The sequence below is a fragment of the Desulfoluna sp. CYM3A genome, assembly GCF_056829965.1.
Window position 1 is genome coordinate 39,219 of record NZ_CP186556.1, and the last position, 14,767, is coordinate 53,985.

Consider the following 14,767-nt stretch of genomic DNA (forward strand, 5'->3'; position numbering starts at 1 on the left):
CTTTACCGGGTGACTACGAGCTTTTTCGATATATTTTTCAATACACTCCCAAGTCTTGCTTGCCCCCCTAAATGCCATGTCGTCTGGCTTTTCAATAATATATTCCCCAGCCTGGTTTTTCCGTAGCAGACCATTGCTTTTAAAAAGTTGGGTGATGATATGCTTGGGGCGGTCGCTGTCTCATTCCAAAGATTTTCTGCCGCCCCTTTGGCTGCCAGTTTAATTATGATATCACGGCAGTCTTTCCTGTAACCCCAATTTCCAACAAAATCATCTAAGGTCAACTTGGGCTCGTGAATATTAGGGCAATCTGGAAACACCTCATACATTACATTAGTGGTTAATTTTTTGATCTGTCTTGTGTTTAATACTTTTTGCAACTGGCCTTTCCAAAAATAATCAAGCATTTGCATTTCTGGAGAAGATAATCTCCCACCGTATCAGTAAGTTGGGTAGATTTATCTTCATCCCAAACACGCCACTCCTCGTGAGCTCTCCACCTTCAGCATAAAGACTTGCCTCGTTAGTCTTCAAATACGAAAGGGCCTGATGCTCTCTCAGTAGGTTAAAGATCTGCACCGGTTCTTTGGGGACAGCCAGCACCACCTGATTATATTTCTGGACAGCAAGCTCTGTAGCGGCAATACTTTTAGCTTCTTCTATTTCACTTCTATTTGCACAAAGAACCACCAAAAGGATTCCATCCTGAAATGTCCCTGTCCCGAGGTTTTTGGTTAAAATATGAAGATTTTCCTTGAGCTGGCTCATGCTGATTGGCTCAATCATCAACTGTCGTACTACTCCGTACTCGTCACCGTAGCTTGTTGCTTCATAGCTCTCACCAACTGGTAACCTTACCCATAAGGATTTAAGGTACTGAACTGGGCTTGGCCTTAATTTTTGGGGTGTCATTCAACAGTTTGCCAACTTTCTTCATGAGAGATTCAGTGGAACTGCTCACCGCTGGCCGATAGGAACCATCCGAAGACAGCTTCAACAAAATATGATTCTCATTTTGCAAATCAGAGTGGCGGGCCAGCTCATTTACAAAAGCCTGCTTTTTCTCCTGCGGAATATCCAGAGAATAAGCAAGGATTTCGTCTGTCACTCTAATTCTGGTCGGATTTGTAACACGAAAAACAGACACAGCTTTTAAAATTCTTAAACCCAACTCGTCATTGCTATCTATCCGCGCTTTAAGATATTCAAAATCTCGATAAATTGAACATGTCCGTTCTTGTTGTCTGACATCATTAGCAAAGTAATCCCATAAACCATCCACAGTAAACATGGGCGGACAAGTTGCTTCAGAATCATATACCGCCTTGGCTAAGTAGCGTTTAAAACTTCCGGGCTCATCTTCACAAAGGCAAGTAAATAAGGTTCTATTATTCTGTGCGACCTTTTCAGAGATTGCAGGTAAGCTATACACTGACATCGGATGCAAAGGGTAAGTTCCCAAAACCACTCGCTGCTTTCTGAGTTCGTCTCGAGTAAAGCCAGTGAAATATTTTAAGCGAGAAGTTTCCTGACTAGTGAGTCAAAGTAGGCATCATGTTCGGTTTTCAATCGATCCCAGCCAATGGCAGACTCATCGGCTACAGTCTCGTCAATAAGCTGGAACGTTTCAACATCAGTGCTCTTCATTATGTATTGCTTAAAACGGCCTTCTATTTTACGCAAATCATCTTCAAGTTGATGATTGTTCTCTCCCATGGTATTCATGGAGATATCATGATATTCCTTTAGTGATCTATGACAGAATAGGTAAAAATGGATCTGATTGTCTCCACTATTATTACAACATTCTGCAAATTCTTGTAAAACCAAGCCCTCCTTGCCAGTTGGGTCCTTAACAACCTCACCCATTCATGCCCAAACTCATCCCAAAAACGACAATACCGGCAAACCCATGTTTCGCTTTCAGTTCCTTGACCACTGAGGTATAAAACTCGTTTGGTGACAGCATGGTGGTGAACTCAAACTGGCTGCCAGCAGAAAACACAGGATGAATGGATCTGAACACATCAATGCCCTCTTTTTGAGATATAAAGTTTTGGGACAACTTGTTTTTCAACTCTTCCATCTATAATGGTTCTGCTCAATAGGGTTGTTCGCAAGCTCATCTTTAAGTTTGGTGAAACTTGCGGGAAAGTTCGCTTCTACCATTTGAATTCTTGCCAAAGCTGCATCAAAGGCAGAGGTTGGTAAGAGATAGTCTAAGCCTTCTGATTCAAGTGCCTGTCGCAAACCCATCATCAGGCCATCTGCAATGTTTCCGGCATCTCCATAAAGATTTACGACAAGAAACTTTTCCGGGACCAACTGGCGAAACTCGGTTAAGACATCCTTTGTATCTGTATCCAGTTTCTCTATGACTTTCTGAAGCTGTTTAGTCTCTAAGTCGCGGACATACAAATTGAGCAGAACAAGTGCCAAATGACTTTTTCCTGTACCATAGGTACCCATGATGATCCGTGAGCGTAGGTCACTGGTAGGATGAAGCTTCTTTGCTAAATCCAAAATAATTTCCTTAGAACTCCTCAGTTGGAATAAAGCCACCAACTTTTTCAAGGTTGTCACGGTCATTTTGCAAGTTTACAGCCGCCTTAAAACCAGGCGATATATGGATAAAGTCACTTAAATTTTGGATTGTCATGCCTGCTCTCCACTCATGAATTAGACGGATATCTCAAATTTTCCTACTTTGATGGTGCCCAAATAAGGCCTCTGTTGCTTTTATCGATCTCTTTCAGGACGCTCAAATCCTCTTGACAATTCAGTAGCAAAACAAATGGGTGTTTAGGCTCACTCAATAGGATATTTTTCAGAAAAGCGATCCTCTCGTTGTCGGGCCACTTGGCATATATTGGCTCTAAATCGGTAGCAATGGTTACCTGTGTATTTGCCATTTTATAAAGCTGGTCGCGAATATCCTGCCAGATAAAGAACTCATTCAGCCTGCCCTTATACTTTTTTTCGAAATTGATCACCTGCGCGTCGGTACTCCCTGCAAATTCTTCCACCAAAGAACTGGGAAATAAGGTGTCCTGCGGGCCTTTGATGATAATCAGCACCTTGTACCGATGTTCCCGGTAACGATAGTATCGTTCTAACAGTTCATCATAAATAGCCATAATGATCACCTAAGAAAAAGCTGGGTTTATTGGCCGAGAATCTTCTCGACTTCTTTTTTCCCATGGCAAGTGCATCCATGGGTTCCTCACCGTCCAACTTATTATAATAAGCACTCACCATGGGCAGAGGCGTACAGTCCATAGATGAATTTAGGCCTGCGGTATGGCTGATCCATACTACCTGTTTCTGGTAGTATTCCCCAATATCAACTAACAGGCTGTCAATATCCTCCCTTACAAGCATGAAAATGCGTCCCACATTACCGGCTTCAAGCAGTTTTTCCAAATGAACCGATTGGCGTTTATTCTACGGCCCAGTCTAAAAGGGCGTAGGCGAGAATGGCCTTGGGGAGAGGTGGTGCATTTTCTGTTTTGCGCTGATAATTACCGTTGTCATCGACTAGCCAAAAGCCAAAATCAGCTCCAAGTCGTGTTCCTTCGAACACTTGTTTAAATGGCGAGAAGATCAGCTTGTGAAACACACTATCGGTCATGGGCTTTTCATGGTTCGCATCCCAATGTGCACGCAGTGCTTTCTCGAAATCATTCCGGCTGAAGCAGTTTTTAGTGAATTCGTTGCAATAAAAAGAATAAAACCAGGCCGGACTACTGGTTTTGGATAGGTTATAGTGCAGAAGCCACCAGATGCCATCCTCTTCAAGGTTAGGATCGTGCTTGGCAATGATTTGGCCTAAAGGAGTGAGCTGAACGCCCCCTTTCTTTTTGTAGATTCCGGAATACTTGGGCCCAGGTACGGGCAGCACCAACCTTAAGCTTACCTACCCTTAAAATGGACTGTGCCTTCTCGACGGCCTTAGGAAGAAAAAGGTCAGGATTATCAGGTAAATTTTTTAGAATAAGTCGTAACCATGCCTCTTCAAAACCAAATTCGAATTTTGCCATACTAATTATTTTCCTCTTTTTGTTAAAGAATCGAGGATTGGACATAAATGTTTAACACAGGATAAGCAGCTATTGCATTTTGTATCGTCTACTTCAAAACCACCCTCTGACTTAAGGGCCTTAACCTTACATTTGGCTCCGCAGGCTCCACAAAAAATGCAGGTCTGTAATTTTTTAAGCTGCTTTTCAACTCGTTGCTGGAAAAGCCGCCGATATTTTTTGATCAGATAGTTGACTCGGATGGCCTGGTCCACATAGCCGACTTCTACACTGGCCAGAATCTCATGCGTTTTTTTATCATGGATGAAAAATGTCTCGCCATAGTCGTCACTACTCACTCTGGACTGAGGACCAAACGGGCGCAGAAAATTACGCACGAGGTGGATATCACCGCTGAAAAGCTGGTACATTACGGCATCATTTGAGAGCTTACAGGGTTGAGATTCCAGGGTAGATTTATAATGATCCAGACCCCGGCCTCCTGCTCGCGCCCTCCAGCCTTGATCAGTGAATATTTCAGGGTTAGGATGTTGCATGCGTTCGGCCTGATTTTGGAGAAAGGTCCGCCATTTTTTGTCTTTTAGCGGGTAACGAAAACTCATCATTTTTTGCGACCAAGATCAACAACGTATTGTAGGGACAATAAAGGCACCCCACCCGCCGAAATCCTTTTTTATAGGCACTGTTAAAGGGCAACTCGTGAAAGAGGAGGTAGGCCCATACTTCTATATCAGTCCAATGAAGAATAGGGCTAACAAGTACTTCTCTTGCAATTTTATTTTGACTGGATATACGCGTGTATTTTGATCGTCTGGTTGATTCAGCGCGTCTCACTCCATCGAAGGTCAACACACCTTGCTCTTGGACTCATAGAGTCAATAAGTTTTGCCAAGGGGTTGGTCTTATGGGTGGTACAGCACCAACGAAGGATGCGGCTGGGAGGGCCAATAGTTTCTGCTGTCTGAAAGAAATCAAGCTTTGACGTGCTTTTAATGAGAGGCGTAAGGGGATGGTGTTGCTGAAAATCTTTGATATATTGGTAGGTGTCAGGAAATTCGATGGTAGTGTCGGCAAAAATATGAAGTACATCACTACGACCTAATCCGTTCATCACCAAATGAGAGGCAACCGTCGAATCCTTGCCTCCGGAAAAAGAGATAAGCGTTGTTTTGTTGCCATAATTGTTCACTGTTTGGCGGATAAAATTTTCAGCCTCATATTGCAAATTTTCGATATATTTTTTGTTTGCTTTCTGGAAAGTGTCCATCCACTGCTTTTTGGTCCTCGCCAGCGGTTTTAAGCTAAGAGCCTCAGGGGTCATGGTAACCTTCTCAGTATTGACTGCTAACTTAAAGATTAAAATACCTTGAATATAATAGGCATGCTTAGCATGAACTACCCACACCTCACCTTCTTTGAGCAGTGGATGTATCTTTTTGGCCACCAGCTTTTTGAGAAACTGAATCTCCGGTCGAAACACCGGTACCAAAGTAGCAGCGCAGAGATCCCGGCCTTGAGCACCACAGGCTAAACATTTTGGTTTAAGCAGGGGAACATGGCAGGAGTCGCACCAATAGGCCCTTTTTCCTGTTGGTTTACTCATAATTTGATCATTCCCCGTTTCCTTTTTTTGATTGCAATAGAGCGAGGGCGCTGCTTTGGTTCCACTCCTGGCTCGTCCTGTTCTAATTCTCGAAGCGGCTTTCCAGTTGGGGGGGATGGCGATGCCAAGTGAGAATCTATGGCTGGAGTAATCTTTAAAAAATAATCGTCAATGGCCTTAAGAATTGTGACGAGCAAGTTGTCTCGCGTTGGACCGTTTCGTAAGAGCGCAAGCAGGTTGTCAGCCAATTTTAGTTTTGCTCCATTTTGAGAGTAGGCTTGAAAAAAATTGGTATGTAAAAAACTATCCAACGGCTTTCTTGTTGCTCTATTTTTGATATCAGCAGGGGTAACTCTAGGATATGGCTCACCACAGAAGAATTAAGTTCAACCACCAGACCTTTCTTGTGGCGGGTACGGTAAAAATTGTAAAACATATCCTTGAGCTTGGATAGGTAGATGGAACCATCATCATCCATGCTGCGGATGAAAATAAAGGCCATAACCAACTTGTAAGAGGTATTATTACGGCTTACAATGTAATTGGCTAAATCATCCACCGGTTCTGGCAATAATTTGATAAGACTTTGGCGCTTGTCCGCCAATTTTGTGGTCGGTCATAAAAACCTCCGCCAATACCCTTAAATCTTGTCTTAAAACCCAGGGCAGCAGTGATGTTTTGTTCTGAAAATTCTCCACGCAAGGCACTAATGATACGGTCTTTTTTTTGAGGTAGCCCTGTTTCGTCAATCAACAGCTCAATGGCTGTGGAAACAGAGCGGTAGCCGCCTAACCCCCATAGCTTCAGGCCATAAGTGCCACGATTAATGATTTCAATTGAGTCGTAGCGGAGAATGGCTGCGTGAGCATTGTGATCGGAAAGATTCTTGAAGTTTTCATTCGATTGCCGGATACTGTTAGCAATCGCTCGAAAGTGCATGGGCGTTCCATTGCTTTCCAAAACCTGGCAGGCCACCTCTTCAAGGTTATCACTATACTTTTTCTTCCACAGCTCTAAGGGAAGCACCACTTCATCATGAATCATTAAGGGTCTATCGCTGTTTTCCACTAAATGCTCAATAAAGGCAGGGAAAAAAGTAGTAACAGGCTTGCCTACAGGGCATTTGTGTTGACAATAATCACTCAATTTGGATGCTAAAACTTGGATATGGAAAGATTCAGTTGTTTCAAAGTCAAGCTTCTGTAACTGCTCCCTTGGCAAGCTACAACTCTGACAAGGAGACAGGATTTGACAGGTCATGATTTTTACGACCGCATCTGGATTCTCGAGAAGAAGAAATTGGCTTAAGGCTGGGGAAAGGTGCTGTTGGCGAATCATAATGAGTCTGCAAAAGTGAAGATAATGTTTTTAACTTTATCAGGCCACCACCGTGCACTACAAGATTATCTTTCTGTTGCCAAAAAGAATGTAGCCTATCCAGGTTTGCCTTTATGCGTAATTTATGAAATCCTTTTTTTAGAATCTGCCTAGCCCCGCTCCCTTGTGATTCCGAATTGTTGACCGAGCTCTTCTAATGTTGGGACTTTACCTTCAGTAAAGCAAAATCTTTGCTTGAAGAGCTCTTGATTTCGTTCATTTTTTTCGCATTGGTTTATGAAAGACTCAACCATTGAATCATAGCTTGAGTAATCAATAATTTCATGATCTCTCTCTTGGCTATCACTGAGGCAGACTAATCGGACAATTTCTCTCAATTCATTTAGGCTTTTGCGGCCAAAGTTTTTGATTTGCAATAGGTCGCCACCCGGAGTAAGCATAACCTCTCCGATTGTCAGTAAGCCTAAATCATTCAAAGCGTTTAATGTACGCTGAGAAACTATTAAATCAGATAGTTTTGTAGAGGTACGGAATTCCGGGTGAAAATCCTCGATAGCTATGCATCTAAATCTTTGAGAAGAGAACAGTGGTAGAATAGAAATAGAATATTCAGTAGGCGGAAATGATAGTTGTTTTTGCTGATTCCCAAAAGTACATAACTCGTAAACTACATCCTGCAATTCCGCAAAAAAATGGGGATTTTGGTTCAAAGTTTGGCTGCTCCAAGAGATCTGTCTGTGGAGTAAGCATTATTTCACCAATTGTCTCTAATTGTAAGTCTTTAAGGATGTTTGTTGTGCAAGCAGAGAGGGCTATGTCTTTATTTTTTAAATTACCCTGGAAATCTGAGTGGAGCTGGTCAACAGAAAAGTTGTTCAACCTCCTATTAGAAAAGAGGGGCAGCAACTCAATAGTGTCATGCTTGGGTGTAGTAGATAACAGTTCTTCTGGCGATGGTGAGGACTTGGGCATACCTCCAGAATAGTGTGCAGTAAGAAAGGTCAATATTTCCTGAACTGTCTTTCTTCCGCAATTCGGAAAATTCAGTAGCTTTTCTTCTGAAAGAGAGGAGAAGTCCTTAACGAAAAGCAGTTTTGCAAAAGAATATTGGTCGCCCGGACAGAAAGTTTTTCACTCTTAACAAATCGAATAAAATTATCGTGGGTATCTTTCCCAGATGGAATATCATCTTCGGTAATTCTATTATGATTTTTTACTAAGTCTGATTTCATTAGTTTGTATTCTTCCTTAGATTTGGGGCAATATAATCACCTCTCCTTGTAATGGTCAATAAAAAACGAAAGTAATTATAATGATGATAGACGGGGCTGTGTTTTAATTTTAGTCTTAAGATTTAAATCTATCATAAATATAGCTTATTATTCCCATTTTACCAATCACGTTTTATGGACTTTCATGTTCCCTCTTCGTGGCTATTGTAATTATCATAATGTCATTTTTTTTTGGTTCTTGGTTGTCTTTGCGGCGCAATCCCGATTCTCAGCAAAGGTAAGAATAGAATTTCTGTGTACTTTCTGTATCATCAAGAATTGATCTATAAAATTGAAGGTTTCGTCAAGTATGCAATGCTTACGGCCATCACAGTCGACAAAAGCCGTATTTTACGAGAGAATTCTTGTCCACGCGGATTCACACGCTCAGCAACCATGACGGAGAGCCGAAAAAGCTTAAGCCTCTGTAATCTCGATTTATTGTCACTATTGCCTCTGGGATGATATTCTAATTCCTCGCTACGGTAACAGTCTGCTTGCCACCAGTTGTGATATGTCCAAATTTTGAAGGTAACCATCATGGCTAAAACAAATTCACCCTAACTGCTCTCTTTAGCCTTCGAAATTTTGCTCAGGGAAACAGGTCCAGGCAAAGAGAGTGCGTTTACTCTCGATTTTAGGACAACAGGCTTAAGTGGAATCTGTATCCCAATAATGCTAATAGGGAGAGGGTGCAGATGGGAAAAACGAAGATATTCAGCGTTGCTACAGCCATGCCTGCCTTGATGATAATCTCTATGTTCTGCTGCAGGGGGCTCAGACTCGGGAAGCGTTGAGACATAGCGTTGTGAACCATTACTTTGCTCCGGACATTCGTGCCCTGGTTCAGGGTGAGTCCTCAGAATCAACAGGCTTTCTGCAAAATACACACATTACCTGTTGGACGAAGGGACCCTTACCCCTGATGAAATCAAGGAAGTGAAGGTGACGCGAATTGTCAGGGACCGAGGGTTTCGGCAGCCTTCTTCCAGAATACGATCACCGGTGCGCCATGTGCAAAATAAGGGTGAGAACCCCGGAGGAGCACCATGTGGTGGATGCCGCCCATATCGTTCCCTTTGCCGAGACCCGCAACAACAAACTTACCAACGGCCTTTCCCTGTGCAAACTCTGCCACTGGGCCTTTGACGAGGGAATGCTTGGGATTGACAGGAATCAGACCAAATTCGAAGCGGCTCCAGCCACATGAGGGCGGCGGGAAACTCTGCGGCCAACTTGCTTGATTTAGAACATCAACCCATCGTGGAACCGAAGAATCCCATGTATTCACCTGGGGAAGAGAATCTGGCAAAGCACCGGAGTAGCGTGTTTATGAGGTAGGGTCGTGAACAGGGAATGGTGGGAGGTAAACAGATTATTTTAGATAAGAATGTGGGGGATGGGAATGGAGAGCCGCCTTTGCGATTTTGGGGCCGCTCCGGCCCATGAATGCCGCACGGGAGTGCGGCGCTCCATGGGTGCTCTTTGTGGCGGGCTGCGGGCGTGGGGAAGAAGGCCACCGGCAGCCTTTGACTCCGCTGATAAAAAACAGGGTATGCAAGCTGGCCTTGCCGGTGTACGCCCGCCTCAGCCCTCAGCCCTCAGCCCTCAGCCTTTAGCCTTTCATCCTTAACTTATATTCAACGCCGCCCGCACTTTGGCGTAAGCCTCTTCCCGTCTCGTCCTGTTGCTCGAAAACCCGACGGTGACCCTGGGGGTGTCGAAGTCTTTGGTGTTGAGGTGGATGAGGTACTTCATGTGGTTTCCCATGGCATAATCTTCCCATTCGATGCTTGAGACGTCGCTGAACGCAAGGACCTTGCCTTTGCCGATTCTTCCGGCGAAGATTTTACCGCTGGTTCTGTCGATGGCAATGCCGTTTTCGCCGTAGCTTGCCACGTATTCGGGGGTGATGTTCAGTGAGGTGACGTGATTTGTGAAACGGTCTTTTTCCCGTTTGCCGTCCCAGATCAGGTAGGCAAGGGAGGCGATGACCGAGACAAGGATGGGAATCCACACGTTCTGGCTTGCAGAGTAGGATACCTGGGCGAGGATGATGGCTGTGGCCTTGAAGCTTGCCACGGCAACAAGGGGCAGGACGACAATCACTTTAAGCAGAGTTTTGAGGATAAACATGTTTTTCCTTACGTTGGTTATGAATAAGCCCCGTTACGCGGGGGAATCAACAGCATGTCCGGGGACGGAAGGCCCCTGGAAGGGAACAGATACCCGTGAAAGGGAACCTGTGTCAAGGCAGATGTTGCCTTACCGGAAAAGAAGTACTGTCAAGCCCTTCGGCGTGTGACATACCCCACACCAGGGGGTTTTTTTCTGAAAAAAGGCAAGCCGTCCCGGGGAGGAAAAAATGTGTGCGGCAAAGCCAGGCAATGCCGTGAAAAATAGGAGACCTGTGCGGAAGGTTCCCAGTAACGTCCGGGCGGGGGTGTTTGACTTTTCTCAAAAAAGGAGTAGGAACATAAGGGGCCCGGGTGACGGGGCCGTGATTACCATCTCAAACCGAAGGAGCTCGCCATATGCCAAGTGATACCGTCGAAACAACGATACCGTCCAGCACCCCGGGTGTGGATTTGTTTGTGGCCGTTAATCGGATTGAAGCCGCCAGGGCCGTGGTGGTCATCGTCCATGGCCTGGCAGAGCACCTGGGCCGGTACGACCTGGTGACCAGCGAGCTCAATGAGGCGGGATGTTCGGTGTACCGGTTCGACAACCAGGGCCACGGGCGCTCCGGGGGCGAGCGGGGCTACCTGGACAATTTTCAGTCGTTCATCGACGATGCGGATCTGCTTGTTGAAAAAGCCAGAGAGGAAAACCCGGGGCTTCCGGTGTTTATGCTGGGGCACAGCATGGGCGGGTTCATCACGGCGGGCTATGGGGTGAAATACCCGGGCAAGCTCAAGGGCCAGGTGCTCTCCGGGGCGGCGGTGATCCAGCTGCCATTGTTTGAGGCCTTCAAGGATGTTGATTTTGAGAAGGAGCCCCGGGTGAAGGTTCCCAACGCCCTGTCCGAACTCATCTGCCGGGACAAGGCCGTGGTGACGGCCTACGACGAAGATCCCCTGGTACTCAAGGAGACCTGCCAGAAACTCCTGGGAGAGGTGTTCATCAACGGCGCCGGGTGGTTGACGGAGAAACTTCCGGAGTACGCCTACCCCTGCATGATTCTCCACGGCGACGATGACCAGATTGTCACACCGGAAGCCTCCCGCTACATGGCGGACCACATCGCTTCACAGGACAAGACCCTCAAGATGTACCCCGGTTTTTTCCATGAGATTTTAAACGAGACCGGACGAGACGAGGTGGTGGCGGACATTACCGAGTGGATCTGGGCGCGCCTTGGCTAACCCGGATATGTGATGAAAAAACGGTCGGGGAAAACCCATAAGATGGCCGCGATCGGTTTGTCCGGTGTGTTGATTTTCTGTTGATAAAAATGCAGCGCGAATCTGATTTCCCTTGCAGCCGAGGGAATCGAAAAAGGCCCTCTGGATGCGAATCCGGGAGGGCCTTTTTTTGATGATGAAACAAAAGGGGAACAGGGTAATGCCCCAATGGCGTCTACAGGCTCACCTTGAACACGTAGCCCACATCCAGTTCGAGGTTTTTGCCGTTTCTGGCGGTGGTGTTGGCAAGGGTGTCGCAGCGTTCGTTTTCCGGGTGGCCGGCATGGCCCTTGACCCACTGGAAACGGACGGCAAGGGGAGCGCAGAGGTCGAGAAGCTTGGCCCAGAGGTCGGTGTTGACGGCGGGCTTGCCGTCGGACTTTTTCCAGCCCCTCTTGCGCCAGCCTTCGGCCCAGCCCTTGGAGATGCCGTTGACCACATAGGAGGAGTCGGTGGTGATGACCAGGGGACGCTTGGTGGAACCGATGTGTTCCAGGGCCTTGATGCAGCCCATGAGCTCCATGCGGTTGTTGGTGGTGTAGCCGTAGCCGCCCTGGAGTTCCGTGCGTTTTTTGCCGTCCACGATCACCACGCCGTAGCCCCCGGGGCCGGGGTTGCCGATGGCGCCGCCGTCACTGTAAATATGCAGGGTTTTTCCGTCGCCTTTGGGCCGCGGTGCCACCGTTTTTTTAACGGGGGCCTCCTTGGGCTTGCAGCGCTTGCGCACCACGGTGTTGTAGGAGGGTTTCTTGCACCAGCTTTCGGCCTCTTCCCGGGTTGTGAAGCTTTTATACATGGCCCCTTCAAACCCCGAAACCTGGGATTGAGCGTCTGGCCAATTGGTGTAAATGCCGGGCACACGGCCTACTGCGACGGCATAAAATTTCATTGATGCCACGTGATAATCCTTTCGTCGCAACGAAACAGGCGACGGTGGGTTTTTTTAGAATTCAATGGCCGGTACGGCCGCGTCTGGCAGGGATCTCTGCCGAGGAAGAAGATTGCTCCGAGAAGAGCGCCTTTTCCTTTTATCCCCCTTGAACCCAGAAGTCCAGAAATATGGTGCGTGTTTTTGAGGCGAATCGCGGATTTCGAAGAACAGTTCCCTCAGGGCTGTGTTTTGGCCTTCCCTCAGGGCTGGTTTTTAGCGGATGCGGAATTCCTCTTGACGGCTTCACTGGTTTTCGCCTATTTTGGGCCCGTCGAGCCAATGTAGCTCAGTTGGCAGAGCAGCTCACTCGTAATGAGCAGGCCCGCGGTTCGAATCCGCGCATTGGCTCCACACCACGAAACATCCCAAGCCCGAAGATCCCGACAGAGGATCATCGGGCTTTTTTTGTGGTGGAAAACGCCCGCCCCGCTGGTTGACAGCCCTTGTTTTGAACGATATCACATTGTAAGCTTTTTCCGCCGGTTTGGGAAAAGAAATCGCCCCGGACGTCCCTTTGTCCTGCCGCCCTTGTCCCTCCGGCCCGTAGTGCCCAGACCCGTTTGCCCGTTGATCCGGTATTTACCCTCATCTGCGCTGTCGCCCGGAGGCACCCATGCTCGTCGTTCCACTGACCGGAAAGCTGACCCTCAAAAACCTGCCGGTGGTCACCATCTCACTGATCGTGCTGAACTGCGCGGTCTTTTTTTTTACCAACCAGGCCGACCAGGACGCGTATAACGCCGCCATGGCGCACTACGAGGCGTCGGGGCTTTACCAGACCGAGGTGACAGCCTACCGCGAATACCTGGGGGGCGACGAAGGGGAGAGTGGGCCATGCCGACATGCCGTGGACCCGGAGTCCCAGGCGTTTCCAGAATGCTACAGCCAGATGGTGAAGGATGAGGCGTTCCAGCGGGAGCTTACAGCTAACCGGGTGATCTCCCCGGGTATGGACGGCTACAGGCGCTGGCGCCTGAACAGGGACATTTATGAAGACTGCCTGAACAAGATGACCTCCCGACGGTGGGGCCTGATCCCGGACAAGCCCAGGGCCCTGACCTGGGTAACCTGTATGTTTCTCCACGGAGGCCTGGCCCATCTTGTGGGCAACATGATTTTTCTGTGGCTGGTGGGGTGCGCCCTGGAGCTGGGCATCGGAAGCCTGGCCTACGGCATCGGGTACGTGGTGACGGGCGTCTGTTCAGCCGTTCTTTTCGGGCTGGTGTACAGCACGAGCACCACGCCCCTGGTGGGGGCCTCCGGGGCCATCGCCGGGCTCATGGGGGCGTTCTCCCTTCTGTTCGGCAGGCGCAAAATCCGGGTCTTCTATTCTCTGGGATTTTATTTCAACACGGTGTGGGCCCATGCCTGGCTTCTGTTTCCCGTGTGGGTGGCCTGCGAGGTGGGGCAACTGGTCTTCGGAGGTGTGTCTCATGTGGCGTATATGGCCCACATCGGCGGGCTGATTTCCGGGGGACTGTGCGCCCTTTTCTTTACCCATGTGCTCAAGGGGCAGGTCAAGGAGGTGTTTGACACGGAACCGGAAGAGGACCGGGTCTCCGTGTTGATGGACGAGACACTGGCCTGCATGGCACAGCTTGATGTGGCCGGTGCGAAAACGGCCCTGGAGTCGGTGCTCGCCCTGGAACCCGGGCATCCCAAGGCCCTGGAACAGCTCTACACCCTTGCCCGGAATACCCCCAACGACCCTGCTTACCATCAGACGGCCGTGGCGGTGCTCACGGCCATGCTCCGTCACAACGCCCTGCCCGAGGCCGTGCTCAGTACCTATGACGATTACGTGGAACGCTTTGTCCGTGGTCTTCCTCCCTCCCTTCTACCCCGCCCTTGCCGGGTTTTTCCCCGGTCACGGTGGAAGCCATGCGATCGGTTTCTCATGATGCTTACCCGCAAAGCCCCGAACCTTGCGGGTCTTCCCGATGCCCTCCTGCGGCACGCCACCCACTTCAAGCAAAAGGGGGACGATGCACATTGCAGACGTTTCCTTGCCGTGCTCCGGGAGCAGTTTCCCGACTCCGCCGAAGCCGCCCTGGTTCAGCGAACCATGGGGAGCGGTGACGTAAGGATAGCTCGAAGCCTGTGGGCGAGCTTGCACAAACCACCAGGGCAATCTGCTTTCGAGGTGGCTCACCCCGCCGCCGGAGGCAGGCTTTAACTTT

21 protein-coding genes and 1 tRNA gene are annotated in these 14,767 nt (G+C 48.2%); 4 read left to right on the forward strand and 18 right to left on the reverse strand.

The genetic code is table 11. The annotated features are described in order from the left end of the window. Positions 1 to 2 precede the first annotated feature (2 nt). The 16 genes from ACOYW1_RS00290 to ACOYW1_RS00365 form a co-directional block, all read right to left on the reverse strand. Complete coding sequence (locus ACOYW1_RS00290) at positions 3 to 407, reverse strand: hypothetical protein (RefSeq protein WP_482421219.1); 405 nt, start codon at positions 405 to 407, stop codon at positions 3 to 5. Next, positions 400 to 768, reverse strand: coding sequence for a hypothetical protein (locus ACOYW1_RS00295; RefSeq protein ID WP_482421220.1), 369 nt, complete (start codon positions 766 to 768; stop codon positions 400 to 402). The genes ACOYW1_RS00290 and ACOYW1_RS00295 overlap by 8 nt, the downstream gene beginning before the upstream one ends. A 100-nt stretch (positions 769 to 868) precedes the next feature. Continuing rightward, a complete protein-coding gene (locus tag ACOYW1_RS00300) occupies positions 869 to 1,462 on the reverse strand; it encodes a hypothetical protein (protein ID WP_482421221.1) in 594 nt (197 codons plus the stop codon). 50 nt (positions 1,463 to 1,512) lie between these two features. Next, positions 1,513 to 1,869 (reverse strand): hypothetical protein, encoded by a 357-nt coding sequence (locus ACOYW1_RS00305; protein ID WP_482421222.1) that lies wholly within the window; start codon positions 1,867 to 1,869, stop codon positions 1,513 to 1,515. Further along, entirely contained in the window at positions 1,862 to 2,086 is a 225-nt protein-coding gene (locus ACOYW1_RS00310; protein ID WP_482421223.1) for a hypothetical protein, read from the reverse strand. The genes ACOYW1_RS00305 and ACOYW1_RS00310 overlap by 8 nt, the downstream gene beginning before the upstream one ends. Further along, the gene (locus ACOYW1_RS00315) at positions 2,074 to 2,523 is read right to left on the reverse strand and encodes a hypothetical protein (RefSeq protein ID WP_482421224.1); all 450 of its coding nucleotides are present in this window, start codon (positions 2,521 to 2,523) and stop codon (positions 2,074 to 2,076) included. The genes ACOYW1_RS00310 and ACOYW1_RS00315 overlap by 13 nt, the downstream gene beginning before the upstream one ends. 10 nt (positions 2,524 to 2,533) lie before the next feature. After that, on the reverse strand, positions 2,534 to 2,659 hold the full coding sequence (locus tag ACOYW1_RS00320; protein ID WP_482421225.1) for a hypothetical protein: 126 nt from the start codon (positions 2,657 to 2,659) through the stop codon (positions 2,534 to 2,536). 43 nt (positions 2,660 to 2,702) lie between these two features. Then, positions 2,703 to 3,137: a hypothetical protein gene (locus tag ACOYW1_RS00325; protein WP_482421226.1), complete on the reverse strand. Its 435-nt coding sequence runs from the start codon at positions 3,135 to 3,137 to the stop codon at positions 2,703 to 2,705. Then, on the reverse strand, positions 3,124 to 3,423 hold the full coding sequence (locus tag ACOYW1_RS00330; RefSeq protein ID WP_482421227.1) for a hypothetical protein: 300 nt from the start codon (positions 3,421 to 3,423) through the stop codon (positions 3,124 to 3,126). The genes ACOYW1_RS00325 and ACOYW1_RS00330 overlap by 14 nt, the downstream gene beginning before the upstream one ends. Before the next feature lie 16 nt (positions 3,424 to 3,439). Further along, positions 3,440 to 3,901, reverse strand: a complete 462-nt coding sequence (locus tag ACOYW1_RS00335) for a DUF4007 family protein (RefSeq protein ID WP_482423875.1) — start codon at positions 3,899 to 3,901, stop codon at positions 3,440 to 3,442. A gap of 144 nt (positions 3,902 to 4,045) precedes the next feature. Next, the gene (locus ACOYW1_RS00340) at positions 4,046 to 4,645 is read right to left on the reverse strand and encodes a hypothetical protein (RefSeq protein ID WP_482423887.1); all 600 of its coding nucleotides are present in this window, start codon (positions 4,643 to 4,645) and stop codon (positions 4,046 to 4,048) included. Then, on the reverse strand, positions 4,563 to 4,892 hold the full coding sequence (locus tag ACOYW1_RS00345) for a phosphoadenosine phosphosulfate reductase domain-containing protein (protein ID WP_482421228.1): 330 nt from the start codon (positions 4,890 to 4,892) through the stop codon (positions 4,563 to 4,565). Before ACOYW1_RS00345 ends, ACOYW1_RS00340 begins: the two co-directional genes overlap by 83 nt. Next, positions 4,861 to 5,643 carry a phosphoadenosine phosphosulfate reductase domain-containing protein gene (locus tag ACOYW1_RS00350; protein ID WP_482421229.1) on the reverse strand — a complete coding sequence of 261 codons (783 nt, stop codon included), beginning with the start codon at positions 5,641 to 5,643 and terminating at the stop codon, positions 4,861 to 4,863. Before ACOYW1_RS00350 ends, ACOYW1_RS00345 begins: the two co-directional genes overlap by 32 nt. Positions 5,644 to 5,893: 250 nt before the next feature. Beyond that, positions 5,894 to 6,202: a hypothetical protein gene (locus ACOYW1_RS00355; RefSeq protein ID WP_482421230.1), complete on the reverse strand. Its 309-nt coding sequence runs from the start codon at positions 6,200 to 6,202 to the stop codon at positions 5,894 to 5,896. Beyond that, positions 6,190 to 6,981, reverse strand: a complete 792-nt coding sequence (locus ACOYW1_RS00360) for a hypothetical protein (RefSeq protein WP_482421231.1) — start codon at positions 6,979 to 6,981, stop codon at positions 6,190 to 6,192. Before ACOYW1_RS00360 ends, ACOYW1_RS00355 begins: the two co-directional genes overlap by 13 nt. 149 nt (positions 6,982 to 7,130) lie before the next feature. Further along, a complete protein-coding gene (locus tag ACOYW1_RS00365) occupies positions 7,131 to 7,691 on the reverse strand; it encodes a DNA-directed RNA polymerase subunit alpha C-terminal domain-containing protein (RefSeq protein WP_482421232.1) in 561 nt (186 codons plus the stop codon). A gap of 1,573 nt (positions 7,692 to 9,264) precedes the next feature. Here ACOYW1_RS00365 and ACOYW1_RS00370 point away from each other — a divergent pair. After that, the gene (locus ACOYW1_RS00370) at positions 9,265 to 9,462 is read left to right on the forward strand and encodes an HNH endonuclease (protein WP_482423876.1); all 198 of its coding nucleotides are present in this window, start codon (positions 9,265 to 9,267) and stop codon (positions 9,460 to 9,462) included. 419 nt (positions 9,463 to 9,881) lie between these two features. Here ACOYW1_RS00370 and ACOYW1_RS00375 read toward each other — a convergent pair whose 3' ends face one another. Continuing rightward, positions 9,882 to 10,388 carry a hypothetical protein gene (locus tag ACOYW1_RS00375; protein ID WP_482421233.1) on the reverse strand — a complete coding sequence of 169 codons (507 nt, stop codon included), beginning with the start codon at positions 10,386 to 10,388 and terminating at the stop codon, positions 9,882 to 9,884. A 398-nt stretch (positions 10,389 to 10,786) separates the two neighbouring features. Here ACOYW1_RS00375 and ACOYW1_RS00380 point away from each other — a divergent pair, with 398 nt between their 5' ends. Further along, a complete protein-coding gene (locus tag ACOYW1_RS00380) occupies positions 10,787 to 11,617 on the forward strand; it encodes a lysophospholipase (protein WP_482421234.1) in 831 nt (276 codons plus the stop codon). 214 nt (positions 11,618 to 11,831) lie between these two features. Here ACOYW1_RS00380 and rnhA read toward each other — a convergent pair whose 3' ends face one another. After that, positions 11,832 to 12,545 (reverse strand): ribonuclease HI, encoded by a 714-nt coding sequence (rnhA, locus tag ACOYW1_RS00385; protein ID WP_482423877.1) that lies wholly within the window; start codon positions 12,543 to 12,545, stop codon positions 11,832 to 11,834. Positions 12,546 to 12,862: 317 nt separating this feature from the next. Here rnhA and ACOYW1_RS00390 point away from each other — a divergent pair. Further along, positions 12,863 to 12,938 (forward strand) — tRNA-Thr (locus tag ACOYW1_RS00390). 262 nt (positions 12,939 to 13,200) lie between these two features. Next, positions 13,201 to 14,763 (forward strand): rhomboid family intramembrane serine protease, encoded by a 1,563-nt coding sequence (locus tag ACOYW1_RS00395; protein WP_482421235.1) that lies wholly within the window; start codon positions 13,201 to 13,203, stop codon positions 14,761 to 14,763. The last annotated feature ends 4 nt before the right edge of the window (positions 14,764 to 14,767 follow it).

Excerpts from the sequence above, each read along its gene's own strand:
- ACOYW1_RS00290 (WP_482421219.1), bottom strand. The coding sequence starts at position 407 with ATGCTTGATTATTTTTGGAAAGGCCAGTTGCAAAAAGTATTAAACACA.
- ACOYW1_RS00295 (WP_482421220.1), bottom strand. The coding sequence starts at position 768 with ATGAGCCAGCTCAAGGAAAATCTTCATATTTTAACCAAAAACCTCGGG.
- ACOYW1_RS00305 (WP_482421222.1), bottom strand. The coding sequence starts at position 1,869 with ATGGGTGAGGTTGTTAAGGACCCAACTGGCAAGGAGGGCTTGGTTTTA.
- ACOYW1_RS00310 (WP_482421223.1), bottom strand. The coding sequence starts at position 2,086 with ATGGAAGAGTTGAAAAACAAGTTGTCCCAAAACTTTATATCTCAAAAA.
- ACOYW1_RS00320 (WP_482421225.1), bottom strand. The coding sequence starts at position 2,659 with ATGACAATCCAAAATTTAAGTGACTTTATCCATATATCGCCTGGTTTT.
- ACOYW1_RS00325 (WP_482421226.1), bottom strand. The coding sequence starts at position 3,137 with ATGGCTATTTATGATGAACTGTTAGAACGATACTATCGTTACCGGGAA.
- ACOYW1_RS00340 (WP_482423887.1), bottom strand. The coding sequence starts at position 4,645 with ATGATGAGTTTTCGTTACCCGCTAAAAGACAAAAAATGGCGGACCTTT.
- ACOYW1_RS00350 (WP_482421229.1), bottom strand. The coding sequence starts at position 5,643 with ATGAGTAAACCAACAGGAAAAAGGGCCTATTGGTGCGACTCCTGCCAT.
- ACOYW1_RS00360 (WP_482421231.1), bottom strand. The coding sequence starts at position 6,981 with ATGATTCGCCAACAGCACCTTTCCCCAGCCTTAAGCCAATTTCTTCTT.
- ACOYW1_RS00370 (WP_482423876.1), top strand. The coding sequence starts at position 9,265 with ATGTGCAAAATAAGGGTGAGAACCCCGGAGGAGCACCATGTGGTGGAT.
- ACOYW1_RS00375 (WP_482421233.1), bottom strand. The coding sequence starts at position 10,388 with ATGTTTATCCTCAAAACTCTGCTTAAAGTGATTGTCGTCCTGCCCCTT.
- ACOYW1_RS00380 (WP_482421234.1), top strand. The coding sequence starts at position 10,787 with ATGCCAAGTGATACCGTCGAAACAACGATACCGTCCAGCACCCCGGGT.
- rnhA (WP_482423877.1), bottom strand. The coding sequence starts at position 12,545 with ATGAAATTTTATGCCGTCGCAGTAGGCCGTGTGCCCGGCATTTACACC.
- ACOYW1_RS00395 (WP_482421235.1), top strand. The coding sequence starts at position 13,201 with ATGCTCGTCGTTCCACTGACCGGAAAGCTGACCCTCAAAAACCTGCCG.